The 25,058-nt window shown below is 56.1% G+C and carries 20 protein-coding genes; 6 read left to right on the forward strand and 14 right to left on the reverse strand.

Annotation, left to right across the window (positions count from 1 at the left end; all coding sequences use genetic code 11):
- Window positions 1–37 precede the first annotated feature (37 nt).
- Complete coding sequence (locus H6F59_RS09305; protein WP_190698068.1) at window positions 38–1,573, reverse strand: alpha-amylase family protein; 1,536 nt, start codon at window positions 1,571–1,573, stop codon at window positions 38–40.
- A gap of 589 nt (window positions 1,574–2,162) precedes the next feature.
- Between H6F59_RS09305 and H6F59_RS09310 the strand changes: the two genes are divergently transcribed.
- Window positions 2,163–2,330, forward strand: a complete 168-nt coding sequence (locus tag H6F59_RS09310; protein WP_190698071.1) for a hypothetical protein — start codon at window positions 2,163–2,165, stop codon at window positions 2,328–2,330.
- Between the two features lie 266 nt (window positions 2,331–2,596).
- Window positions 2,597–4,258 carry a transglutaminase domain-containing protein gene (locus tag H6F59_RS09315; RefSeq protein ID WP_190698074.1) on the forward strand — a complete coding sequence of 554 codons (1,662 nt, stop codon included), beginning with the start codon at window positions 2,597–2,599 and terminating at the stop codon, window positions 4,256–4,258.
- Between the two features lie 111 nt (window positions 4,259–4,369).
- Here H6F59_RS09315 and H6F59_RS09320 read toward each other — a convergent pair whose 3' ends face one another.
- Both H6F59_RS09320 and H6F59_RS09325 read right to left on the reverse strand, forming a co-directional pair.
- Window positions 4,370–5,050 (reverse strand): transcription termination factor rho family protein, encoded by a 681-nt coding sequence (locus H6F59_RS09320; protein WP_190698076.1) that lies wholly within the window; start codon window positions 5,048–5,050, stop codon window positions 4,370–4,372.
- Entirely contained in the window at window positions 5,050–6,390 is a 1,341-nt protein-coding gene (locus tag H6F59_RS09325) for a ParA family protein (RefSeq protein ID WP_190698079.1), read from the reverse strand. The genes H6F59_RS09320 and H6F59_RS09325 overlap by 1 nt, the downstream gene beginning before the upstream one ends.
- A gap of 196 nt (window positions 6,391–6,586) precedes the next feature.
- On the opposite strand from H6F59_RS09325, the gene H6F59_RS09330 reads away from it, so the two are divergent.
- The gene (locus H6F59_RS09330; RefSeq protein ID WP_190698082.1) at window positions 6,587–6,808 is read left to right on the forward strand and encodes a hypothetical protein; all 222 of its coding nucleotides are present in this window, start codon (window positions 6,587–6,589) and stop codon (window positions 6,806–6,808) included.
- On the opposite strand, the gene H6F59_RS09335 is transcribed toward H6F59_RS09330, so the two are convergent.
- From H6F59_RS09335 to H6F59_RS09365, 7 genes are all read right to left on the reverse strand, one after another.
- Window positions 6,774–8,102 carry a glycosyltransferase family 4 protein gene (locus H6F59_RS09335; protein WP_190698085.1) on the reverse strand — a complete coding sequence of 443 codons (1,329 nt, stop codon included), beginning with the start codon at window positions 8,100–8,102 and terminating at the stop codon, window positions 6,774–6,776. The two genes, H6F59_RS09330 and H6F59_RS09335, sit on opposite strands and share 35 nt — an antisense overlap.
- 674 nt (window positions 8,103–8,776) lie before the next feature.
- Window positions 8,777–10,129: a M17 family metallopeptidase gene (locus H6F59_RS09340; protein WP_190698088.1), complete on the reverse strand. Its 1,353-nt coding sequence runs from the start codon at window positions 10,127–10,129 to the stop codon at window positions 8,777–8,779.
- 130 nt (window positions 10,130–10,259) lie between these two features.
- Window positions 10,260–11,456 (reverse strand): M20 family metallopeptidase, encoded by a 1,197-nt coding sequence (locus H6F59_RS09345; protein ID WP_190698091.1) that lies wholly within the window; start codon window positions 11,454–11,456, stop codon window positions 10,260–10,262.
- A gap of 125 nt (window positions 11,457–11,581) precedes the next feature.
- Window positions 11,582–12,988 (reverse strand): FecR family protein, encoded by a 1,407-nt coding sequence (locus H6F59_RS09350; protein WP_190698094.1) that lies wholly within the window; start codon window positions 12,986–12,988, stop codon window positions 11,582–11,584.
- A gap of 239 nt (window positions 12,989–13,227) precedes the next feature.
- Window positions 13,228–16,839, reverse strand: coding sequence for a CAAX protease (locus H6F59_RS09355; RefSeq protein ID WP_190698096.1), 3,612 nt, complete (start codon window positions 16,837–16,839; stop codon window positions 13,228–13,230).
- Window positions 16,832–17,749 (reverse strand): PHP domain-containing protein, encoded by a 918-nt coding sequence (locus tag H6F59_RS09360; RefSeq protein ID WP_190698099.1) that lies wholly within the window; start codon window positions 17,747–17,749, stop codon window positions 16,832–16,834. Before H6F59_RS09360 ends, H6F59_RS09355 begins: the two co-directional genes overlap by 8 nt.
- A gap of 42 nt (window positions 17,750–17,791) precedes the next feature.
- A complete protein-coding gene (locus tag H6F59_RS09365) occupies window positions 17,792–18,385 on the reverse strand; it encodes a hypothetical protein (protein WP_190698103.1) in 594 nt (197 codons plus the stop codon).
- A 93-nt stretch (window positions 18,386–18,478) separates the two neighbouring features.
- Between H6F59_RS09365 and H6F59_RS09370 the strand changes: the two genes are divergently transcribed.
- Both H6F59_RS09370 and ndk read left to right on the forward strand, forming a co-directional pair.
- Complete coding sequence (locus H6F59_RS09370) at window positions 18,479–19,060, forward strand: hypothetical protein (protein ID WP_190698107.1); 582 nt, start codon at window positions 18,479–18,481, stop codon at window positions 19,058–19,060.
- A 166-nt stretch (window positions 19,061–19,226) separates the two neighbouring features.
- Window positions 19,227–19,676 (forward strand): nucleoside-diphosphate kinase, encoded by a 450-nt coding sequence (gene ndk / locus H6F59_RS09375; protein ID WP_190698111.1) that lies wholly within the window; start codon window positions 19,227–19,229, stop codon window positions 19,674–19,676.
- 93 nt (window positions 19,677–19,769) lie between these two features.
- Here ndk and mtnC read toward each other — a convergent pair whose 3' ends face one another.
- The 3 genes from mtnC to H6F59_RS09390 are packed head-to-tail and all read right to left on the reverse strand — an operon-like array spanning window position 19,770 to window position 21,702.
- Window positions 19,770–20,483, reverse strand: coding sequence for an acireductone synthase (gene mtnC / locus H6F59_RS09380; RefSeq protein WP_190698114.1), 714 nt, complete (start codon window positions 20,481–20,483; stop codon window positions 19,770–19,772).
- On the reverse strand, window positions 20,470–21,021 hold the full coding sequence (locus H6F59_RS09385; RefSeq protein WP_190698117.1) for an acireductone dioxygenase: 552 nt from the start codon (window positions 21,019–21,021) through the stop codon (window positions 20,470–20,472). Before H6F59_RS09385 ends, mtnC begins: the two co-directional genes overlap by 14 nt.
- A gap of 51 nt (window positions 21,022–21,072) precedes the next feature.
- The gene (locus H6F59_RS09390; RefSeq protein WP_190698120.1) at window positions 21,073–21,702 is read right to left on the reverse strand and encodes a methylthioribulose 1-phosphate dehydratase; all 630 of its coding nucleotides are present in this window, start codon (window positions 21,700–21,702) and stop codon (window positions 21,073–21,075) included.
- A 308-nt stretch (window positions 21,703–22,010) separates the two neighbouring features.
- Here H6F59_RS09390 and H6F59_RS09395 point away from each other — a divergent pair, with 308 nt between their 5' ends.
- The gene (locus tag H6F59_RS09395) at window positions 22,011–22,409 is read left to right on the forward strand and encodes a response regulator (protein WP_190522857.1); all 399 of its coding nucleotides are present in this window, start codon (window positions 22,011–22,013) and stop codon (window positions 22,407–22,409) included.
- 178 nt (window positions 22,410–22,587) lie between these two features.
- Here H6F59_RS09395 and H6F59_RS09400 read toward each other — a convergent pair whose 3' ends face one another.
- Entirely contained in the window at window positions 22,588–24,978 is a 2,391-nt protein-coding gene (locus H6F59_RS09400; protein ID WP_397193536.1) for a response regulator, read from the reverse strand.
- Between the last annotated feature and the right edge of the window lie 80 nt (window positions 24,979–25,058).

The following is a 25,058-nucleotide window of genomic DNA, read 5'->3' on the forward strand; positions in this document are numbered from 1 at the left end:
AGGATCGCGTCTGCTGCCCAACCCCACGATTATGTAGCTAGCGGCTGAGCTTTGCCTCCACATGGAGGGCTAGGGCAGTCATCTCGGGTAGGGTGGCGGTAAATTGTCCAGCGCGGTTGACTAGCACGACTTTAGCGTCGTTGGCACAGGCGGCGCCGTCAGCGCTTAGCCCGCCCTGCACGACGTTGCAGTAGCGGCCCTGGGGCAGCTGGGTTTGAAAGGTGTGGGTGAGTGGCTGGGCTTCGCGGTTGATGGCGACGAAGCCCAAGTTGCCTCGGCCAAAGGCGATTTGGTTGGCCTGGTTGCTCCACCAGTTGGTGACTTCGGCCACGGACTGAGTGGCGTTGCGAAAGCCGACCATGCCAGAAATAGCGGGCCAGCGGTGCTCGCAGACCCATTCACCAGAGCAGTTGGCTTGGCCATTTTGGTAGACAGAGCGGGTGGTGCCGTCGGCCTCGGCAGGTGGTCCCTGCTCTGAGTCGTCGAAGGCAAAGCTCGACATCACCTGGGGTTTGCCATAGGGAAAGGCCAGCATAAACACGTTGGCCAGGGCGTAGAGGTCGCCGTTTTTGTAGGTGAGGTAGTCGCCGCCGCCGCCGTGGCCCCGCTGTTTGTCGTGGTTGTCGGTAAACACTACCGCCTGGCTGGAGGGGGCGAGGCCCCAGCCCTCGCCTAGGGTTTGCAAATTGGCTAGGGTCTGACCTTCTAGGCCTAGAAAGGCCTCACCGATAAAGCGGCCATACTTAAAGTCGAGCACGTTTCCGCTGTCGTAGAAGTCCTGTTTGCGAATGGCCTCGGTGCCAGGATCGATCACTTCTTGGTAGATGTAGAGGTCGGTGTCGGGGTGGCGATCGCGCAGTTGGTCTAAAATTTGCCCCAGCTCTTCGTTGCGAATGTGTTTGGCGGCGTCGATGCGAAAGCCTGCTACGCCCATGTCGACCAGTTCGCTCATGTAGTCGACGATGGTGGTCTGCACGGCGTTGGAGCTAGTGTTAAGGTCGGCTAGGCCCACCAGCTCGCACTGGGTGACGTTTTCGGCATCGTCGTAGTTGGTGACGGGCTGGCGGCAGTTGTGAAAGTCTTCGGGGGCGTAGAGGTCAGGATAGTCGTACTTGCTGAACCGGGTGCCGGCGCTGCCCACTCCGCTCTCAAAGCCAGTCATGTGGTTGATGACGGCATCGGCGTAGATGGCGACCCCGGCATCTCGACAGCGATCGATCATAGCTTGCAGGTCGGCACGGCTGCCGCTGCGGCTTTCGAGCTGATAGCTCACCACCTGGTAGCGCTGCCACCAGGGATAGCCGTAGTCGGCCAGGACAATGTGCTCGTGGGGTGGCGAAATTTGTACGGCTCGGTAGCCGTTGGGGCCGAGGTAGGTTTCGCACTCGGTAGCAATGTCGGCCCAGGTCCATTCAAACAGGTGCACCAGGGTAGTGGGGGTGGCTGGGGCGGCTGGCGCTTGGGTAAGTGAGACTTCAGATGACAGTGCCGGAACTAAAGCACTGGGAGAAAACAGTATCACCAGGCCCAGTAGGCTGCTGGCTGAGACTGCACCCAAGACGATTTTCCACATAGGGGTATTTGGTCTAAAACGTATAAAAAACTACATTTTCAAGCAATAGCGTTGACTATTGTCACCGCTATCATGCACCTTCAACCCGCAAAAATAACCCTTCCCAGCCACGCTTTCGCCGGATTAAAGAGAGCTCGGCCAGGGCTGCCATCCAGATAGGTATTAGTCGCGGAATCGGCGGCAGAGGTTGTCAGGGTTGGCCATGGTTGCTGATGGCAAAATCGCTAGAGTCTCGATACCATCGTCGCGATTGGGTGCTGGTTCTCTAGGCGATCGCCACATTTCAAACTCAACACTGATTTGAGCAGTGCTGATGCCAGCCAGCCTAAGCCTTATGGACCACTAGAACTGGTGGTCTGTCACCTAGAAGAAGCGATCTTTTTCTAGCTGAGCTAAATTTAAAGTAGGACTAATGCAATTGTTCTATCAGCGGCTGGTGTTCCTTGGGGTGAGCTGTCGTGAGCACCTTTAGGCAGTCAGCAAACCTACCGCATGGACCTACAGAGTGGCTCTGAGCCGAGTGGTTGCTTAGCCTCTTTTCAGAAGCAAGGGTGCGTCCTTCACTATCCATTTAGCCCCCAAATTTCCTATGTTCCTTCCATTTTGTGCCCCCCCTTCCGCCGAATCGCGTCGCCAGTACCAGCGCTATAAGTTAGAGATGATGAAATCCTGGCGCGATTCCTTAGAAACTCGCCTCGCTGCCCTCAATGCCGCAATTAGCACCGTGGAGCAGCAGGTTAGCCAGGAAGGCGAATAGAGCGAGGTGAGGGAGGTGATGCGGGGATGGTAGGAATGCTCTTGGACCTTCCCTATCTTCCTCATCCTCCCCACCTTCCTCATCTCCCCTATCTTTCTCACTCCCCCCGCTTCTCTCACCTCTCCAATGAGAGAGATTGACTACAGTTTTCTTACGATGGGCTAGGGAAACTACACTTTTTGCCGTCTTAGTCCCCTAGGATATGACCTGAGCGGGTGCAGTTGCGGCTCCGCTAGCTATCTTCGTTTTGGGTTGCTCCGCTGGTTATGCCTGACTCTCCTTCTATATCCCCGGCCCTGCCCCTGGCGGGTGCTTCACTGCTTCAGCCGATTGGAGTTAAGGCGCTCTATGGCCTGACTTTGCAGGGCGATCGCCTGCTGGCGGTAGACCCTTTTCGCGGCTACCTGCTGCGCATCGATCCCAAAACTGAACAGGTAGAAGTTCTCAATACCTCCCAGGCTGAGGCTTTTTATGGGGCGACGGGAATTGCCTGCTGGCAGGATCAGCTGTGGTTTAGCTGCGATCACACCGTCTACACCACCACTCTTAGCGCCATGCAGCCCGAGCCTCTGCTGACGCTGCCCTACCCCGCCGATGGCGTCGCCGTGTGGGAAAACACCCTCTACATTAGCTGCAAAAAGGGGGGCTGTATTTTCGTCTGCGATCGCACCTCGGGCCAGCGCATTACCCAGTTTTCGGCCCCGGGCATTGGGGTGGAAAATCTCTCAGTGTGGGGCGACTATCTGTGGGCCTGCGACCAGACCGAGCAAACTGTCTACTGCCTCGATCGCGCCACGGGCGAGCTGATAGTCAAAATGCTCACCCCTTTCGATAACCCCACTGGCATTGCCGTGCCGCCTCACACCACCCCCGACAGCGGCACCGTTTGGGTGGCCTACGCTGACGAAGAGCCCTACGTGCGCGATGACCCCAACGGCGAAGAGCCCTATGTGCTGACCTTTCGCGATCGCACCCTCATCCATCCCCTCAGCTATCGCTGGTACAAAGAGGCCAACTACTGCCGCACCACCGGCTACCTGGTCGAAATGACCTACGTCGAAGAAATAGACACCCTCGAAGACGCCCAGCCCCTAGAGAACGTGGAGTGGCGCATCGCCTTTCCTACCACGACCGATCGCCAGCGAGTTAAGTCAGTAGAGCCGGTAGGGTTGCCCTTTACCGAGGTGCAGCAGGCGGGCGATCGCATTGCCTGCTTCCGGTTTGACCGCATTGACCCCAACCAGCGCCACCTCTTTGGCTGGAAGGCCCTAGTCGAGGTCTACGGCATTAAGTATCAGCTCACCCCTCGCCAAGTCGAGTCGGCCCCGCCCCTGCCCCAGGACTATGGCCCTCGCTACCTGATCGACGATGACGAACTGTCTATGGATAAGCCCGCGATTCAGGCGGCCGCCCGCGAGAGCGTGGGCAGCGAAACCAATCTGCTGCGCCAGGTGCTCAGCATTCGCAACTACGTCTACGACAAGCTGTCTTACGCGGTGACGCCGGCGATCGAAACCCCCGAGGTCGTGCTCCAGCGGGGGCGCGGCTCCTGCGGTGAATACGTTGGTTTGCTGCTGGCTCTAATGCGCCTCAACGGCATCGCCTGTCGCACTGTAGGCCGCTACAAGTGCCCTGCCCACGCCGACCAGCCCGGCGTTTACCTAGAGCCCGACTTCAACCATGTGTGGATAGAGTTCTACGTACCCGGTTTTGGCTGGGTGCCCATGGAGTCAAACCCCGACGATGTGCAGGAAGGCGGCCCCTACCCCACCCGCTTTTTTATGGGCCTGCCTTGGTGGCATGTGGAAATGGGCAAAGAAGTATCCTTTGAAAAGCTGGTGTTGCCGGCGGGTAGCCCAGACACGCGCCTGGGCGACATTGCAGTTAACCACATGCGATTTAGGATTATGGGCGAACTTGTCCCCTAGGGGTTTGGGCAACAATCGAGCCACGTATCGGCGCACCGTGAGCGCCCAAAACCTAATTCTTAGCTCACCTGAAGGCGATGAGTATAAGTGGGCGTCCGTCACAACAGACGCTTAAGCTGCTGCTAGCAAGGCGACTAAATCTGCTTTCTTGAGCTTAGAGAGTCCTTTGAAATCGCGCTTTTGAGCCATGGTTTTGAGTTGTTGGGTGCTGAGCGACTCTAGCAGCTGACGGTCTGTAATTACCTCTGGCATGGGCTCTGGCGTGAGGTAAAAAACTTGTTCTAGCGTTTTTAGTTTTTTGCCAGCGGTAATGCGGCAGCCGAGTTTAGTAATGGGTTGCAGGTTCTTCCAATATTGGCGGGGAGCTGCATCTAACCGGGCCACTAGGGAGGCGTGACTGACACCTTTGAGAGGAGTGCTGGGTTGACTCATTAGGTAATCTAGAGCAGCAGAAATCTCCTCGCGGCTGGCGGTGGAAAGGTTAGTTTTTGGCAGAGTTTCTTGGGCCAGTGCTTGAGTAATCGCAACGGTCTCTGGCGCATCATCGGCAATAATGCACCAAACTTCTTCGAGCCCGGCCTCAGCGGCGACGGCATAAACAAACGAATTGCCAATCACTTGGTATTGATCAGGCGCAAGTTCTTTGACCACAAGCGGAACCCAGTTGCGCCCCTCTGGCCCGAGCTGGCTAGCTGCCGATTGAATGAGATATTCGTGGGCCTCGGTAGGTTCGCCAGGTTCAATTTCGTCAAAGGGCAAACACATTAAGTTGCCAACGTCTGAAAGACTCATTAGAGAAAGTACTCCTTTGCAAGGTTCATATATTGCTCTCGCGCCGCCTTAAATGCAAACGCGGCAGGCATGTGCATAAAATCGGCTTTAGAAATGAAAGCCATATACGGAATAGCGAGTATTTTTAGGTTTTCGTGTCCTTTTCGGTATTTGGGGTAGAAATAAGGTGTTAAATCAAAACCTCCCGAATTACTTTTGGTATCTTTAATGATTTTGGCAATTGCTTGATGCATTAACTGAACGGTAGGACCTTTGGGTCGAAGAGCATTGTTCATGAAGATAGGCAATGCTATAGGGCCAGAATCGCCTACTTCTCGCCGTCTTGCCTGTGCTTCTGGAATAAACTTTGTGATTGCAGTACCTGCATTTTGTAAGGAATGCAAGTTGTCGTGACGGGCTGGAATAAGTACTACATCGGCAGCGCAAACAGCCTTTTGAGCAAAAATTCGCCAATTGGGAGGTGCATCTATCAAGATGTAGTCGTAATCATGCTGAACTGATTCTAAAACTCTACGTAGAGCATGAAACTTGACTTGCTGTTTTACTTTGACTTCATCGAACTCAGTAACTAAATCTTCGTCGGCAAGAATGATATCGAAACCCCACGGCTCTTTCAATCGAGGGTGTTCAAATTTGTAGGTTGTGATAATCTCTCGAACAATAGACTCTTTACTTTTAAGAACGTCTAGAATCTTTCCTTTTAATGGTGGCAGATTAAGAGCATCACCTAAATCACTCTGATTAGGGTCAAAGTCTACAGTTAGTACTCGCTTTTTGAATATAGCAAGGGCAGCTGCTAAGTTTAGCGTAGTAGTTGTCTTACCCACGCCGCCCTTATTGTTGTAGACCGCCACTATCAGCGCTCTTTGAGGAGTTTCTATCCGCTCCTTCAATTCTTTGACGATTTGTTGAATATTTCCACTTAATGGTATGCAAGGTGTTACAGGATGTACGATCTTGCCGTGTTTCCGGAATAGTTGAGCATGAAGAGAATTTGTTAAAATTCCCCACTCAACAGACGCAGAGGATGGAGCTAATAGATAGCGTTTAAGCTGTAGAGATGCTTTGCGGTAGTCAGGATGCCGCTCGTCTGCAAAATTCGCCGATCGCCCTTTGACCTCCATATAGAGGTAGGGGTTCGCTTGACTATGAAGGAAAATGTCATCACCCGCATTCTTACGAGCGGCATGGTCAACAGTTAGTCTACCGACCCTAAAGCCGGGCACCATTTCTAAATCTTCAAATCCTAAAGCTTTTAAGAAAGCTCTGGAAAAATTTCCTTCAACGATAACTTCAGCGGCATCTGGGGGCAGAGCCTGTAAAGCTTCCTCTAAATTCATGTATAAGTTGCATGGCTTTAACCCTTTGTACAAAAAGAAGTCTTGAACATCTGAGCATTCAAGACAAAGTTGATAGAAGCTTTATGGAACTATTCGTAAGCGCAATGCCTCGTGCAGAGGTGCGATCGCCTTACTAAACTGTGATCAGCACCCCTGCACGATAAAATGGGTCAGTTGAGTTATTCTCTTTAACTTCATGTCTATTTCTAAAGACGAGGCCAAGCAGCTGCTAGAGCGCATGATTTTTGACGCCACCGATCCCCAAGACTGGGTGCAAGATGTATGGGGTCTCAGCCCACTGATGGGCGACAGTGCTGCCAAGCTGCTAGAAGCTTTCTATATCCTCATCGACTGTTGCCCCGACGAGCAGCTTGACAACTTAGTCAAAGGACTTTATCGAGACCAACTAGAGCTTTAGCTGTTTTCTCCTTCGGCACAAAGTTGGGCTTTGAGTCGGCGTTCAACAGAGGGCGATGAGCTGTTTTTCGTCCGTATTTACTGAGATCCAAGTTGCTTCTACAGATTTTTCGAACAACATCTTCCACCTGTGCTTCCCAACTTTTTGAGTACGAAAAGAATTGTTCTCTCAGAGCCAGAGCATTTTTTTGCTTTTGCCGATAAAACTCTTTGTCCGTTGCCAGCTTCAAGATAGCGTTCAAATAATCGTCTACGTTGTCAGGAGCAACTTCCACCGCTGCATCTCTAACTACAGATAATGCTGGGCAAACAGGAGATGTAACGATTGGTTTTCCCATGATGACGCCCTCAGCAACAACCTTGTTGAAGCCTTCAACAAAATCTTTAGTTGTTGGAACAGCGATGACATGGGACATTTCATACATCTTGCGAAGCTTGTTGCGATCGCAATGCCCATGGAGAACAAATTGCTTCTCAATGCCGGCCTCTAGAGCAGCCGCCTTAAGCTTTTCTACCTGGCTACCAGTACCGCAAATATTGAAAACGCAGTTGGGATTGGTAAGGATAAATCTTTTCGCAACCTCTAAAAGTAAGTAAATCCCTTTGCTTGATTCCACTCTGCCAGCAAACAAAACCTGAAATTTATCAGATTCAGCATCATAGTTTCGACTCTTGATGTCGTCAAGAAACTCTTTTCTATAGGCAGGAACAAACGTCCGAATGGGGCGGCTGCGACCATTGGTAATCTTGACGATCTGATCTTTAATGTCTTCAGAGACGACGCAAATTTCTACACAGCCGTACCGAAAGAACCAGCTATTCAGCTTTTGAATAATTTGCTGCACGGCGCTAGGCCGTTTGTACTTGGGCCACAAAGTACAGTGAATTGTGGGAATAATCTTAATGCCAAATAAAGGAAGAATACCTAGTAGGAACCAAAAGGTTCTATCTTCAGTAACGATTAAAATATCAGCCTTGAAGAGAATTACTGAAAAAATCAGTCTCAATCCTGACCAAAACTGACCAGCGAAGTAGGCCATGCTACTTCGGGATTGATATTTTAGAGATCTAAATTCAACTCTAAAGTCATTATCTTGAATGAGGCCTTTCTTGTCTCTTGACGAAATAAGCCAAGATTTCGCACTGAATTTTTTGGCTAATTCATAAAAATGTTGAGCGTAGGTGATTGCAAAGTGAGAAGGGTCATCTTGCCCTAAAACCCAGTGCATATACACGCTCGTAGCATCTACAGGGGCTGAAGAATATACTATCTTTAATTGTTTAGCAGAGTTCATGATTAGCAGTGGGGGCAGTTGTATTGAGGATTTTTATACCAATCGTCACACAGTTTCCTGTGTGTTATCTAAATGACATCTAAAACCACTATGGCGGCTTGCAAACGGGCGAAATTAGCATGCCGACTTTTTTGAGTGTTCTATCTATATATTTGAGTTCTTATCAAATAGGATGAGCGCTGAATTATATCGAGCTTGAAACTATTGACAGCCAAGCCCATGATATATAAAGCTGCCGAGCGAACCATACGCCTTTAGATAGGCTTTAGGCCTAGTTTTGACAGAGCTATTCCTAGCTTTGTTAAGCCAAGTTAAAGATAGTGAGTCTAGCTTGGCGATCGCGAACTAGAGCACTCCAGAAATTTTCAGTTTTTGGTTTTGCCAACGTCCTGTATTTCAACACTTCGGACGGTTCTTAATAGCTAACGATAGGATGCAAACTTTAACCTCTGCTGCCCTGGATTGGTTAAGAAAAGATTAACGGTTACAGCATTTGCTCAGAAAAGGTCAGCCTATTGGTATTTACGAATATACCCAATAGACCAGAGTGAATGCTATTCGCCCTGGTCTATTGAGGGGTTAAAAGCTAAGCTACAGAGCCGCTAAGAGGTGGTTAGACGAGCTGCCTGGCCCTCTACACTCCATTACGCTTATTACAATGCCAAAGTTTCAGGCTAGCCATTTGCCACTGTCTGTCGAATTAATTCAAACATCGCCCGTATGCCCATCGCCTCGCCGCCTTCGGGCCGACCGGGCAGACTGCGCACGTTCCAGGCCATCAGATCAAGGTGTACCCAAGGAATTTCAGGCCGGATGAACTCCTGCAAAAATAAAGCAGCGGTAATTGATCCGCCAAAGGAGCTGTTTGAGATATTGGAGAGGTCGGCCACGGAGCTGTCCATCATGCTGCGGTAGGGCTGGTGCAGGGGCAGCTGCCAGAGGGGGTCATCGACGGCTAAACCACAGGTCAGCAGCGTATTGGCTAGCTCGGGTCTGTTGCTAAAGCAGGCGGGTAGCTCAGTGCCCAGGGCAATGCGGGCTGCTCCGGTGAGGGTGGCAAAATCGACTACCAGTTGGGGGCCGGGTTCTTCGCACACGGCTTCCCACAGGGCATCGGCCAGCACCAGGCGACCTTCGGCATCGGTGTTGCCAACTTCTACCGTTAGCCCCCGACGGGAGGGCACTACATCCAGCGGGTGAAGGGCATTGTCGGCGATGCTGTTCTCAACCGCCGGAATGAGCACCCGCAGGCGCACGGGCAGATGGAGACCCATGATCATTTCGGCGAGGCCAAGGGCGTTGGCGGCACCGCCCATGTCTTTTTTCATTAGCTTCATGCCGGCGGCGGGCTTGATATCGAGGCCACCCGTGTCAAAGCAGACGCCTTTGCCTACCAGAGTCACTTTGGGGGCATCGGGGTTGCCCCAGGTAATGTCGAGCAGTCTGGGAGCTTGGGTATAGGCGCGCCCCACGGCGTGAATCATGGGGTAGTTTTGCTCAATTAGCTCATCGCCGGCCAGGGTAGTGAGGTTGGCAAGGTGGCGATCGCACAGTTTTTGAGCCGCTGCCTGAAGCTGCTCTGGCCCCATGTCGCCTGCGGGAGTGGTGATCAGATCGCGCACTAGGGTGGTGGCCGCCACGGTGGTGGTGACGTAGGCAGTGTCGGCTCCAGCCGGGGGCACAAGCTCTGCCGCCGGTGGGGGAGACTGGCGCTTGTAGGGGGTAAAGCTATAGCGACCCAGGCACCAGCCCAACCAGAGCTTGGTGGCCGTGGCGGCAGGCCACTCATCGGCGAGGGTGTAGGTGTGGGGTGGCAGGGTTTTAGCCAGGTTTCCCAGAGTCCAGGTGTCGACCGGGTCGGGTTTGCCCACCAGAACTTTAGCCAGGTTACCCTCGGGACCGGGCACTAGGCAGACAGTACTAGGGTCAGCCTTGAACCCCGTGGCCTGGGCCCAGGCTTGGCCGTCGGCGTGGTCTTTGGCGAGATCGGTCTGATTTACCAGGTAGATGGGAATCGGCGTTGACAACGTTACATCCTCCAGGGGTGGCACCCAAACCAATTAGTCTATCGAAGTTTTGGCTTGGGGGGTAAGGCTCAGCCCGCGCGGGCCTAGCCTTGGCCCAAGGCAAGTATTTAGATGGGTTTAAACTGGGTTTCTAGCTACTCGGCGCCTGGGGCGCTAGCTGCCAATAGCGGTAGCTGGCGTAGGCCATGGTGAGCACTCCAGCGGCAATCGCCGACTCATCCACTTCAAACTTGGGATGGTGTAGTGGGTAGTTGATGGCGCGATCGGTAAAGCCCACCCCCAAGCGAAACATTGTGCCTGGGGCGTGCTCTAAATACAGCGAAAAGTCTTCGGCACCCAGGGATGGCTCGTGGATAATTTGCAGATATTCGTTGCCTAGGACCTCACTGACACAGCGGGCGGTGAGCTCGGTCAGGGTGGGGTCATTGAGCACCGAGGGCACTCCACGGCGATAGTTGATCTCGTACTTGGCTCCGTAGGGCTGGCACACCCCCGCGATAATCGACTCAATCCACTGGGGCAGGTGGTTGCGGGTGTCGGGATGGAGCGATCGCACCGTGCCCAGCAGCTTCACCGTATCGGCAATTACGTTGGGGGCTCGCCCGCCCTGGATTTGGCCAATCGTCAGCACAATGGGGTGCAGTGGGTTCTGGGTGCGGCTAATGGCCTGCTGTAGGGTCGTAATCACCTGCGACGCGATCCAGATAGCGTCAATCGCCTCGTGGGGCCGTGCCCCGTGGCCCGATTCCCCCACAATAATAATTTCCAGATCATCGGCGGCGGCGGTGAGTGCCCCGTAGCGAATGCCAATAGTCCGCGCTGGCACCGTGGGGTAGGCGTGCAACCCTAAAATAGCTGCGACCCCGGCCATTACTCCGTCCTCAATCATCCAGCGGGCACCCTGGGCAGTTTCTTCAGCAGGCTGAAACAAGAACCGCGTGGTGCCCGGCAGCGGCAGGCCCAGCTGAGCCAGCACCATAGCTGTGCCCAGGCCCACTGTTGTATGTACATCGTGGCCGCAGGCATGCATCATGCCCGACTGGTTTGAAGCAAAGGGCAGGTTAACCCGTTCGGCAATGGGCAATGCATCCATATCAGCCCGGATCGCCAAAATTCTAGGGTCACCGTTGCCCGGTAGCTCAGCCACTACCCCAGTTTTGCCCACCAGCTCCTGCACCCGCAGCCCGCAGGAGGAAAGCACCCCCGCTACATAGGCTGCGGTTTTATACTCTTGTCCGCTGAGCTCAGGGTGGCTGTGCAGGTGGCGGCGAATCTCAATCAGGCGAGGTGAAATCGCCTCAACAATCGATTTAATCTGGCTCAGCATGGGTTAACACTGTCGGTAATGGCCACGTTTAGCCTAAAACAGGCCGGCTCTGATGTAACACACCGCACCAACCCGTTAGACTGGTTGCCCATTGACAGCCAATGTATCCCTAGGCGAGCCAAATTCTATTTGACAGGAGGAATAAACGGGTCGTCAGGTTGGGAACCACCCCCGCCGACCCCGCCGCCGTTACCAACGCCATTGCCCCCGCCGTTCTCGGAACCGTTGCCAACGCCATTGCCATTACCGTTTCCACCGGCGTTGTTGTTGCCAGGGTCACCGCCTACACCGACACCGACGCCGTTGTTGCCGTTGCCGCCGTTACCGTTGCCGTTGCCACCAGCGTTGTTGTTGCCGGGATCACCGCCCACACCTACACCGACACCGTTATTGCCGTTGCCAACGCCGTTGCCATTGCCATTTCCACCAGCGTTGTTGTTGCCGGGGTCACCGCCTACACCGACACCGACACCGTTATTGCCGTTGTTGCCTCTTGGATCGACACCTACACCCACACCGATGCCGCCGCCGCCAACCCCAATGCCTATGCTGCCGCCGTTATTACCGAAATCTCCCCCCCCAGCGATCGGAGGTTGATTAAGACTCGGGTCAGGTGCAGGGGTATTAACCACATCAGTCGGAAACTGAGAAGGGCTAGGAGAAACCCCAGCCGTAGCTGGAGATAGCGGCAGGTTTTGGTCAGTGATAATCTGACCATTGCTATCTATGCCAATCAAAGCTGGGTTCAGAGTGATGCTTTCAGCAAAAGGCACCTGCTCTGACAGAGCTTCTAGAGTCTCTTCGCGCACAGCCTCTAGGGCAGGCCCTAGGGGAGACTCAGCATTTGGATTGTCGAGTTCTAACCCCTCAACCAGCGGGCTGGTTTGGTAGAACGTGGGCAGGTCAAACTCAACCACCTGCACCTGATTATTTTGGATTAGGGCCATTTGGCCGCCGTAGAGGGCGTATTCGGTGGCGCTACAGTCGGCAACGCCTTCGCCGCAGCTGCTGGTGGTGATGGTCATGGGCCCGGCGGGGTTATTGGTAAGGGCCATAACCAGGGTCAGGTCGCTTTCTGGCACGTAGCGTACAACCACCGCTGAGCCCTGAATGCCCGTAACGGCACTGGGAGTTTGAATATTGGTGCGGCCCTGCCCCGGTGGGATTAGCAGCAGCACGGTGCCGTTAGTGAGTCGAAAATTGCGCGTGTTGGGCACAAACCGAAAGGTAGCTCGCTCACCAACCCGTGCCAGCGATCCATCGTTGAAGCGCAGGTCAGCCTGGGACGATGCGGCGGTGCGCAGGGCATCCCCGAGGGCTAAAAAGTCTGACATTCTCGCCGCCCGAGCCTGCCGTCCTCGAGGAATGAATTCAACTCGATTGCGTAGGGCTTCGACTTCGGCTCGGGTGAGGGTCACACTGGCTTGGGCTGGCAAACCCGCCAGCACGATCGCCACCAGAGAGGCTAGCCCGGTAATTTGAGTGGCTAGACGTCGGTGGCTCCGACGATAAAATTTACCGACGTTCAGCATGGCACAACCGCAGTAACAGCTTCTTAGGGTTTGAATGCTCTGGGCCAGGCAGCAGTGCGCTGGGAAGGAGCAGTTATTGACAACACTAGGAACACGACCAGTTCCGCTAACGACAATCAGGGGACCCTACGTATTTCTACAGTCTTGTGATAACAGATCCGTAAGAAAGTTATAAAGTGCCTGACAGACATTTTACTTCATCTTCATATACACATTACTTGATAAGTGCACAAGGTTCTTTACAGGGTGACAGGCGCTATGGGCTCTATTGTCGGATCGTGGCCTCCCACCTGGTTAGTGCGCAATACCCACAGGCTGGCTCCGTAGCGGAGGCAGAGCTGGGTTATGGTGTCGCTGGCTTTGCGAGGTAGCATGGTGCGCCAGCTCAACAGTCCACGGCCCACGGTCTGAAGCGGAAAATCTGACAGGTTGCTGCCCAAAGATTCTCGCTCGTCGGCCCAGTCGGCTCGGGCGCTGCCAAATGGCAGGAGTTTTTGCTGAAGGTGGCGGCGTAGGTCAAGCAACTGTTGAAACTGTTGGGCCTGGTCAGGGTTGTTGGCCTCCCAAGCTTTGAGGGTAGTTCGGTGGGCGATGACCGCAGCCTCCAGGTGGGCGGCGCTGGCGTACATGGCCTGGTTAGAATCTTGGGCGCAGTTGTTGGCGGGGCCGACGTAGGTAACGCCGGTGCCGTCGCCGGTGCGGTAGCGGGCGGTCATGAGCTCTAGCTCGATGCGCAGGTCATCGAGGGCGGCCCAGGCGGCCCCGTTAAAGTCAAAGGGCTCGGTGTAGGCGGGCAGCTTGATCAAAATGTCGGAGACGGGACGGGTGCCCAAAAATCCCCACTGGCGATCGCCCATGTACTTTGACCAGTCGAGGGTACCTGCCACCAGCCCGCGCTGGTTGTGGGTATAGACCTGGTGATAATGGATATCGAACTGTAGCTCCTGGGTGAGTGGCTCGCGTGCCACGGTGGCGATGCCGTAGGCAAAGTGACCAAAGTAAACCGGGCCTCGGGCGGCGGGCTCGCGTTTTTGGCCGCCGATACCGCCGTAGACATGCACCAGCAAGGCCTGGTCTCCCTCTTGCCACTCGGCGATTGCGGCCTGCTCAGAGGGGGTTTTAGGGTCGATCAGCACCGACTCGGTGGTGCCTTTTTTCTGCTCCAGGTTTTCCCACGATTCTCGGTGCAGGTGCTGCCGCCCTTGGCGGGCGCTGGCGATGGTGCGATCGGGTCGCAGCTGAAAGAGTCGGCGGGGCCGCAGCGCCTGCACCACAAACTCGCCGTCGTGGGCCTGGGCACCGTGGATGTACCAGCCGGTTGAGTTGAGGGGCGATCGCTCCAAATCCCGACTGGTCGATGGCTCAATGCCATCCCCGTCGGGCACAACCTGCGGCAGTCGCACGGTTTCTTTAAGTCCGTCAAAGGTTTGAGTGTCAGGGTTGTAGTGAACGACATGGTAGCGATCGTTCGCTCCTGCCACCGGGCTCAGAAACTGCACCAGGGCGTAATAAAGACCAGCAATTTGAATCGGCTCATTGCCAATGGTGAGGGTGAGAGAGGGGGTAGGGGAGTGGGGAGTGAGGGGGAGGGTGCTCCATTCGTCGCTTGCGATCGCCTCCACAATGACGGGGTCAGGCAGCTTGACGATAATGTCGTCAACGGGGTGAGCCCCGGCCAAAGATTCTAATGGGGTGACCAACCGCCAGTGGTTGAGGCGGGTAGGCACAATCATGCCCTCCCGGTGCGAGGCCTCGGCCTCGGCGCTGAAGTGGATGTCGCGGGTCACGGCCTGGAATCGCTTTTTCAGCCCTGGATTGCATCGCCAGCGCAGGTGTACTCGCTGCCCCAGGTAGTGCTGGTAAGCCGGAGGCGTGTGCAATAGCTCGAACCAGACGCCCTCTAGCTGGAGGCGCTCGTGGGCGTTGGGCAAAATCAGCCGCCCTAGCCAGTCGCCCACCGGGCGGTACTGGGGGGCGGGCAAGGTCTGCTGCACCGGGTAGTAGCTGGGGTGGTTAAACGGCGCGCTCTGAAACCGGTAATAGTCGCCGGGATTGACCACCTGAATCTTTTGAATATCCAGGTACTGGCGCAGGTCGCCCGCCACAATATCGAGGGTGAGGTCGAGGGTTTGCTGCAGGTGGCTGCGGCCATCGGGCAAAAAGGCCTGGTCGTCGAGCACACCGCCGGGCACCTGATGACCCACTGGTCCTAAGCTGATGAAGCTGATTTTGCCTTTGCGTTTGGCCCGATTCCAGTAGCTTAAGGGGGCGATCGCCCAGCGCCGCGGAAACATAATTGGCCCCAGACGCTCGACTGGGTCGCGGCTGCCCACCAGGTGGTAGAGCTGCTCCGCCTCCATCACCCGTCCGTTGCCGCCAATCACCCCAGCGAGAGAAACCACCTCAATTGGGGCGCCCAAAGCCCGCTTGAGAAAGGGCACAATGCCCACGGCAATTTGCCCACCCCCGCTGTAACCAATCAGCGTGAGGGGAATGCCCCCTTGGACTGGGTAGCCGTTTTCTAACAAGCTTTCGTAGACCTGCTGGGCCACCCCCTGGTTGTAGATGGGGCCAAAGCGCTGGTCGGCCGACACCGCCACAATCAAAATGTTGCGAATGTTGATGATCATCCCCACCCAGGGGCCGAGCCGCCGAGTCAGGGTTTCGACCCCGCGCCAAAAGAATGCCAGGGGACGGTTTTCCGTTAGCGAACGGTTGAGCACCGAGTAGGAAATCAATCCCTTGACCAGGGTGATGTCGTCGGGGAGCTTGTGATCCAACTCGTCGAGGTAGCGAGCCACGCTGGGCTGGTAGTCGGCGGTGGCCTGGCTGATGCCGTCGAGGTAGACAATGTACCGGCGGGGCAGCTTAGTGGTGGCTCCGTCGGTCTTGGGCGTCTCAGGCGGAGGGGAACCGTCACCGTACCAACCGGCCCACCAGCCTAGAGCCTCCAAGGGAGCCAGCATGGCCCCCACCACCAGGGCGATCGCGCCAATCCAGATCAAATCGGCAAACCAGCGAGCCGGACGGCTCTGGCCATACCACTGGGTCATCAACCCCCTTAGAGGTTCTAGGCTAAGGGCAACCACCAGGGCTAGCAGACCCAAACCGCCGTAGATCCACAGCAGGGTCAATCGCCGCGATCGCGGCTTGAGCAGGGCTCCCGGCAAAGGTGTAGCACTAATATGGGTGGGTATCGCCCCCGGTAGTTCTGGCCCCAAAGGATTGGCCGCAATTAGCAGTTTGAGCTGACCGCGATCGACCACCAGCTGTACCCCCGCCGCCCAGTTGGCCAGCCAGCGCCCCAGGTTGACAATGGGCTGCCCCACGGTGGTTTGCTGCACCACCACCAGCCCCAACCAGCCGAGGGCCACATGCCCCGCCGCCTGCCCCACTGGAATCTGGCCCAACACCGCCAGAGCAAACACCACGGCCAGCAGGCTGAGCAGCGCCAGTAGCCGCAGCAGCGGCACGCCCAGATAGGGCATGGCCCCCAAAAAGCTAAACATCAAAGGCAGATAGCTCAAGGCTAAACTACCCTGCACTACCCGCCAGGGAATCGGTTGATCGAGCAGCCAGCGACTCACCATCCAAATGCTGAGCACCCAAAACAGATAGCCTGCTACAAACAGCAGGGCCGACAGCACCAGGCTGAGCACAAACCGCAGCGGCTTGACTCGGTTGACAAAGAGCACAATGCCCTGACCCACCGCCTGGGAAAAGCCCGCGACAAACACCAGCCCCAGGACGATGCTGTCGGGCATCTGGTGAAAGACTTGAAAGGCTTCTGGGTCTAATCTCAGCACCCCTCCCACTAGCTGCCAAAGGGTGTTGAAGGCAGGGTCAGCCATGGTTGGGGCTCGGCAGGCGATTCTCCCCTGGAGAGGCTGCGCCATCGCCCAAAGTTGCTGCCAGAGTCGCTGCCGCTCGCTTGAGCGGGCTCAGCAACTCCAACGGCAAGTTGAGCTGATTCAGCCCGGCCGCCTCCTTGGGCTGATGCTTGGCCCTGGGGTTAGGAGTACTAGCTTTCGCTTCTGAAGGGCCGTGGAAGTCACTGCCGCCGGTCATCACGAGGTTGTGGTCACGGCAGTAGGTTTCTAAACGCCGAATATCGCTGGGGCTGTGGTGGGGGTGGTAGACCTCGACCCCCATCAGACCGGCCTCCACTAGCTGAGGCAGGAGCGCATCGACGGTTGAGCCTTTAAATAAATAGGGATGGGCCCATACCGGTACGGCCCCGCAGTCCCGCAGCAGCTGAATGCCTTCAGCGGCAGAAAATTTGTCGTACTGCACAAAGACGGGGCCATTGTCTCCCAGCCAGCGATCAAAGGCCTCCCGCTTCGAGTCGACATAGCCTGCTTTAACCAGGGCCGCCGCCAAGTGAGGACGACCGGGAGCCATATTGCCCGCCATGGCAGGTAGCTCAATGGGGTAGCCCAGTTCGGCCAGCTTTTCGACCATCTGCTGGGCGCGGCGGCGGCGACCTTCAATGCGCTCTACGAGTGGTGGTTCCAGGGATTCTCGATTGGGGTAAAAGCCCAGGATGTGCAGCGATCGCCCGTTCTCCACGGTGCTCAGCTCGACCCCTGGCACCACCTCTAGGGCATCTCCGGCGGCGGCGATCGCGTCATCCCACCCGGCCACGGTGTCGTGGTCAGTAATCGCCAATGCCTTCACCCCCGCTGCGATCGCTGCTGCTACGAGTTCAGCGGGGGAGAGAGTGCCGTCAGAAAAGGTGGTGTGGCTGTGCAGATCGAGCATTGCAGAGTAGCTACTTTCTTTCCATTGTGCCGTATATGCCCGCTACGCCGCTGCCGTGGCCTGGTCAATGGCCTTTTCTACCAGAGCTTTTGCCTTTTCGTCGAGGGCTAACCAGTCGATTTCACCATCCTCGTCGAGCAAAGCTGGATCCACTGAAACGGGCTGCTGAGGCTGGTAGTTGTCGAAGCACACCTCAAAGCACAGTTCCCAAACGTCTAGGGTTGCCGTGCGAGACTCCTCAGCTGCGGCTTCGCCGGCGCTCTGGGTCAGCCGCAGCTCATAGCCAGGGGCTGGAGTAGGCAGCTGACTGAGCTGCTGGCGAATAGCTTTTTCGTCATCTGGGGAAGCCTCAGAGAGCTGGGCGGCTAAATCACGAACTTGCTGGCGCTGCTCAGGGGTGGCATCGCCGGGCCAGCGCAGCTGCTCTAGATAATCGGTACGCCAGTCGAGGGTTTCAGTGTGTTTGCGAATATTGTCGACTACGCGAATTAGGCAAGGCTGCATGAGCTCAGCCGCTTGGGCTTCATCGGTGGGAGAGGCAAAGGTTAGCATAGCGAAACCTAGGACAGCGTCGGTGCGTCGATCTGGGTTGGCCCAGCTGAGATCAATCTCGCCAGTGCAACCGCGTGACAGCATTTTAGCTGACCCCTGCACCTGCGAAATTCGTCTGCCCCTGCTTCAATAGAAGGCGAGAGGGCAGCCTTGCACTGCCGTCACCCCCGAGGACCTATGCCCCAGCGGCCTTTCCATAGCCCCGGTGCCGGGCTTGAATATCGCTTGCTGATGGCCCTGATCATGGCCAGTGCTGCCCTGGTCACGGTGCTGTTGATTCAGCTATTGCTGCCCTGGCTAGTGGTTGGAGGGCTAATTGCGGGTGCCCTGTGGTTTTGGCGGCGGCAAAGAGCCCGAGATCGAGCGCTGCACCAAATTTTCTATGCCCAGGTTGCGGCCCATCAGGGGCGGCTTAGCGTGCTCGACTTTGCGATCGCCGCCCAGCTTACCGGCAGTGAGGCCCGCCGCTTTCTCGACCAGCGCGCCCAAGATTTTTGGGGCGACTTTGAACCTACCTCAAACGGGGATGTGCTCTACACCTTTCGTCCCACTACCCTAGACGCCGAGGTTGCAACGCTCCAGGTGCTCTCGCTCACCGCTGCCGATCTAGCCCAGCGCTTGGGCTGCACCGAAGCTGAGTTGACTCAGCCGTCGGTGGCGGTGAATCTGCTGATATGGAGCCGCGATCGCGATCCCGACGGCTGTGGCTGGCGGTACGATGCTGGGCGCGATCGCTACTGGCCGGTACCAAAGGGTTAGGGGTACAAGTCAGGTTTCAGGCACAGCTTTCGCCTCTGAGCTGCGATCCGAAACCCGAAGCTCAAACTCCCCCTCAACCATGAATCTTTGACCAAATCCTTTACAAAATGGCCACCGTTTCTGAGCATGGTAAAGGTCTTTCACCACGCACTAGGAACAGGTATCTATGGAACGCACTTTTTTAATGATCAAGCCCGACGGTGTCCAGCGCGGTTTGATCAGCAATATCATTGGCCGGTTTGAAACCAAGGGCTTCACCCTGGTGGGCCTCAAGTTTATGGCCGTCTCCCGAGAATTGGCCGAAAAGCACTACGATGTGCACCGCGAGCGCCCCTTCTTCGCCGGCTTGGTTGACTTCATCACCTCTGGCCCCGTGGTGGCTATGGTGTGGGAAGGCGAAGGTGTGATCGCCTCTGCCCGCAAAATCATCGGCGCGACCAAGCCCCTAGAAGCTGAACCCGGCACCATTCGTGGCGACCTGGGTGTGACCGTAGGCCGCAACATCATCCACGGCTCCGACGCTCCCGAAACCGCCCAGGCCGAAATCGCCCTGTGGTTCACCGACAGCGAACTCGTCAGCTGGGAACCCGCCGCCAAGGGCTGGCTCTATGAGTAAGAGACCTAGACAGGTTTCTTGAGCCAATAGCGACAAACAGCGCAGCGTTCGTTTCACGGAGGCTGCGCTGTTTGTCGCTAAATAGTGAGTGAATTAAGCGTTGTCGAAATGAATTTGCAATTCCCCAAAGTGACGAACTGTCGGCAAGTCTGAGTCAAAGTCTGGGGTGCCAGGACGCTGGACTGCATATACTTGCCAACCTGCATGCTGGGCGGCAGCCAATTCTCCTGGGTGATCGGACAAAAACAGCAACTCCCCGGCAGCAATTCCTAGCGTATTAGCAATTTTTTCGTAGGAAGTTGCATCGACTTTGGCTCCGGTGGTGGTGTCGAAATACCCCTGAAAACAAGGGGTCAGATCGCCCACAATGGTATGGGCAAACAGTAGTTTCTGCGCTGCGATCGAGCCAGAGGAATAGATATATAGCGGCACTCCTCGCCGGTGCCACTCCTGAATGTGGGCGGCAGCATCGTCATAGACGTGGCTGTAGTAGGCCTTGGTGCGGTAGCCCTCGTCCCAAATCATGCCCTGCACGGCTTTGAGGGGGGTGACCTTTTGGTCAGCTTTGGCCCAGGCCAAAAGTTGGGCGATGCAGCCTTCTACAGATAGGTTGGCATCGCCCACCTCAGCCCGCACTTGGGCCAAAATGGCTTGCCCCTCAGCCGTGGGAGCGATCTCAGCCACAAAGGCCTCTAGCCGCTCCGTTGCGTAGGGGAACAGGGTATTTTTGACGAAGGCAATGTCGGTGGTGGTGCCTTCAATATCGAGCACGATCGCCCCTAGGGGTCGCTCTTCAAGCAAAAGCATGGTACTGGGGATATCCCTTAGCGATGGGGCTGTCGGTAAAGTGGGCCACCCAACCCTCGGGGTTATTGAACAGGCGAATGGCGGCGAACTGAGGTTCCTCACCCATGTCGAACCAGTGGGGGGTGTTGGCGGGTACGCCAATTAGATCGCCGGCGGTGCAGAGGGTGGCGTAGATTTTGTCGCCCAAGTGTAGGTAAAACACGGCCTGTCCCTCCACGAAGAAGCGCACCTCGTCTTCTTTGTGAATGTGCTCATCCAAAAACTTCTGCCGTAGCTCGGTCTTTTGCGGATGCTCTGGGTGCATGCGAATCACGTCGGCGGTGATGTAGCCGCTCTCGGCTTTGAGGCGATCGATATCTTTGGCATAGGCGGTCAGAATGGCTTCGGGGTCGGCCGCTGGGGGCAGTGGTGCCTGAGTCTGCCACTGCTCAAAGCGGACGCCAGCGCTGGCCAGGGCAGCGGCGATCGCGTCTGCATCCCGGTATTCATTCAGCAGGGTCGCGCCGTCTTGATCGCTAAAAACACGAAGTAGGGTCATTGGAGTCAGTCCTTGAATTGAGGGTGTCCTGAAGGGATAAGCGAGTGGGGGCTAAACAAATTTTTGATCGAGCAGTAGGGCCTGCAGCGCACAGCTCACCAGCACCTCCAATGCCTCAGTGGCCATGCGCGCCTGGGGCACGGTGGCTCCCCAGCTATACAATCCGTGGCCCGCAATCATATAGCCCACCGACGCTGGTGCCGCCTGTAGCTGAGTCAGCACGGTCTCGCTCAGAGATACCATATCTTGACTGTTGGCCACGATTGGGATGGCAACCTCTCCATCATGGGTGGTAATACCCGGCAATGCTTTAAGCAATTCATAGTCTGTTAACACCAGGTTGTCTTGCCCCCGGCTCAGCAGCCAGCGAGAGAGACTAACGCAGTCTATAGAATGGGTGTGCAGCACCGCGCCTACCTCTGGGTAGGCCAGGTAGAGACTGGTGTGCAGCAGCGTTTCGGCCGATGCCCGCTTCTCCGGGCTGAGGGGTTGCCCCTGGCTATCGACCACCATAATGTCGGCGGGGGTGAGCTGTCCCTTGTCGCGTCCCGACACAGTAATGGCTAACTGCCCCTCGGCCAGCCGAGCCGAGTAGTTGCCGCTGGTGGCCGGTGCCCAGCCTTTGCTGGCCAAGAAACCGCCTGCCTCTACTAACGACTGCGCGATCGCCTCAAACTCCATTCTCTAAGCCAGCCCTTACGGATAATTTTGACTCACTACTCTAACACCATTGGCCCCATCACCGATGTCGCCTGCCACAGCTGGCTAAGGGGAGCTGACCGCGGAACTGGTAACGCGATCGCTTCAAGCAAACTGAACTGGATACAGTTCAGTACCCTTGGCAACAGAAATTTCGCCGGTATTTTGGCATCAACACAGCGATGTTTGGGTAATTATCAGGCCGTTGCGTATAAGTACGTTATGAAAAAGATTAATTTTTGGGCATAACTATAACAAGCACCCACATGATTTCAAGAGGTTGTTTGCATATGTCCACCTGCGCCGTCACCAAACAAACCGTCCTATCGGTGGATGACAGCTTAATTAGCCAGCAGATGATTAAACGCGCCTTGGACAACAGCTATCGGGTGCTGCTGGCCGACAATGCGGTGGATGCGCTGACTGTAATTTCTCAAGAGATGATCGAAGCCCTGCTGCTCGATATCTCAATGCCCGGCATTGATGGGTTTGAGCTCTGTCGCACGGTGCGCAGTCTGCCCCGGTTCAAAAACCTACCAATTGTGATGGTCACGTCTCGCGATACTGAGGCCGACCGGCAAGAAGCCCGCATGGCGGGAGCTTCTGGCTATTTGACCAAACCCTGCGAACCTGAGCGGCTCAAAGCCGTCATGGGTAGGCTGCTGCCCAAAGGCCTAGCCACAAACTAACCTCAGCATCCCAAATCGCTGACCTGCTGCGAAGTCGCGTTTGAACCTTTCCCCAGCTCAAATTTGAGCACCTTTGCAATCCAATAGAGACCGGAAAAACTAGTTTTTCCGGTCTTTTGTTTTTAGGTTCTTTTAGTACTTAAGACGGCTGGTCGGCTCTTTAGTGACTCGAAGGCTGCTAAATCAGTCGGTTGAGGGTTTCAAACAGCACATCTTGGGTGAAGCTGCCCTTGGTAATATAAGCGTTGGCTCCGGCCTCGGCCCCTCTGCGGCGATCGTCCTCACTGGCCAGGGTGGTCACCAGCACCACGGGTAGTTCGCTGTATTCCCGCTGCTGCCGAATGCGCTGGGTGAGGCCCAGCCCATCCAAATTCGGCATTTGCACATCGGATACGACGGCATCAAAAGGCCTGGTCTGTAACTTGTTAAAGCCGTCTAGGCCATCTACCGCAGTCACCACTTCGTAGCCTGCCGATTCTAAAATGCGTTTTTCCTGGGTGCGGGTGGCGATCGAGTCTTCCACCAGCAGAATGCACCGAGGACGGGCTTCGGTCGGGGCTGCAGTGCCGGTCGAGCTAAGCTCCGGCAGCTTTAGAGAGCTGCCTCGCTGACGTACCGCCGTGATCAAATCTTGAGGGTTGAGCACCATGCAGACATCGCCAGTGCCTAAAATAGTGGCCCCAGAGATATACCGCACTCGCTTGAGCAACTGGCTTTGGGGTTTGAGCACCACCTCCTGCTCGTCTAGCAAAGCTTCGACAAAGAGACCTAGGCGATCTGGGCCAGACTGCAAAATAATGCAGGCATGCCGCTTCTGGGGCCGTTCCCCCTGGTCGGATTGCCATCGCCCGCGCTGCTTGGGCTCAACCCTCGGCAGCCCCAGCAGATCGGCTAGCCACACCACCGAAAGTGGGCGATCGTCGTGCTTGATCGCGTTGTAGCCCTCTAGAGTAAAGATCTCGCTGGTCTGCACTAGGCAGGCCGTCTCTACAAACTCGGCGGGCAGGGCAAAGGTTTGACCGCCCGCCGCCACTAGCAGAACGTGGGCCGTGGCCAGGGTAGTTCCCAGCTGAACGCGGAGGGTGCAGCCCTCGCCCGGTTTTGACTGAACCTCAATACTGCCCCTGAGGCGATCGACGTTAGTGCGTAGTACATCTAGGCCGACTCCGCGCCCGGAGATCTCGGTTACCAGGGTGCGACTCGAAAACCCAGGACTGAGAATCAGCCCCTGAATTTGTGTGGCAGTCAGCAGCTCTAGTTCTTCTGGACGATATAGCCCCCGACGTACAGCTGCTTGTTTGATCGACTCCACATCGAGCCCCCGGCCATCGTCACTCACTTCAATGCTGATGCCTGCCGATGTGCGGTAGCCGCGCAGGGTGATGGTTGCCACTTCTGGTTTGCCCTGCCGCAAGCGCTCGGCAGGTGACTCAATGCCATGGTCGATGGCATTGTGAATCATGTGTAGCAGCGGGTCTTTCATCTCTTCGAGAATGCGCTTGTCGGCGCGAGTGTCGCCCCCTTCAATCAACAGCTGCACCTCTTTGCCCTCCTGACGGGCCAGATCGCGCACCAGTCGGGGAAACAAGTTAAAGAGCGTAGACAGCGGCAGCAGGCGCAGGGTGCGAATGCCCTTTTCTAGGCCGTCGGTGATGGTCTCTAGGCGGGTGGTGTCGGCGTGGAGGGCGCTGCCGAGCTGGCGCACCATGGTCCCAAACTGCTCTAGGTGCTGCTCAGTACGATTCTGAAAACTGTCTAGCTGTTGCCAGACGGGCTTGCCCTGCTGGGCATCGTGAAGCAAAAAGCGACTCATCAAAAAGTCGCGACTCCACTCTTCCCACAAGTTGTTGATGGCGTCGATCTCAGCCAGCCGGTGGGCGACGCGAATTTTGGTGACCGTCAGCTCACCGCTCTGGGTCATCAGAGCGTCGAGGCTCTGGGTGGGGACGCGGATGGTCTCGATGCGGTAGTCGGTGGTGTTGGTTAGGCCGGGGTCTGAGGAATTGTGGGTGGGTAAGGGGGTAGTGTGAGGGGGTGTAGGAGTAGGGGGTGCAGGAGTAGGGAGGGAAGGGATTTCTGGAAATAGTTCTACGGCGTGACTGAGTAAATCGGGGGATGGCGGAGGGGCACCGATGGTTTCAGCGGTGGGGCTCGCGGGTTTGGGGCTAAGGGAAGCACCCATGAGTTCGGCCAGGACGTAGAACAGGTTGATATCAGTGGATTCGCCAGTGGTGGCTTCGTGCACTAGCTGCTTCATGGCGGCTAGGCCATGGGAGAGGCGATCGCATAGCTCCGCTGAGAGGGCTGCTTCGCCGCGCAGGAGTTCGCCGAGGATGTGCTCGATCTGGTGGGCGACCTTGCCGAGATCGGTAACCCCAAGCATGTTGCCATCGCCTTTGAGGGAGTGGGCCTCGCGCATAAGCGCCTCGAGGGTAGCTGAGTCGTCGGGGTGCTTTTCGAGGTAGAGCAACCCGTCGTCAAGGGCCTGCAGGCGCTCTTGGCTGGCGGTCTTGAAAATATCGCGCAGTTCGCTGTCGGTAATGTAGCGATCGCTGAGGTGAGGCGCGATCGCAGGGGCATCAATCAGGGCCGTACCATTTTGACTGGTTGCTCCCCCCATCTCCAGCAATTGAACCGGAGAAGCATGGT

This window comes from Nodosilinea sp. FACHB-141 (assembly GCF_014696135.1).
Taxonomy (GTDB): Bacteria; Cyanobacteriota; Cyanobacteriia; order Phormidesmidales; family Phormidesmidaceae; genus Nodosilinea.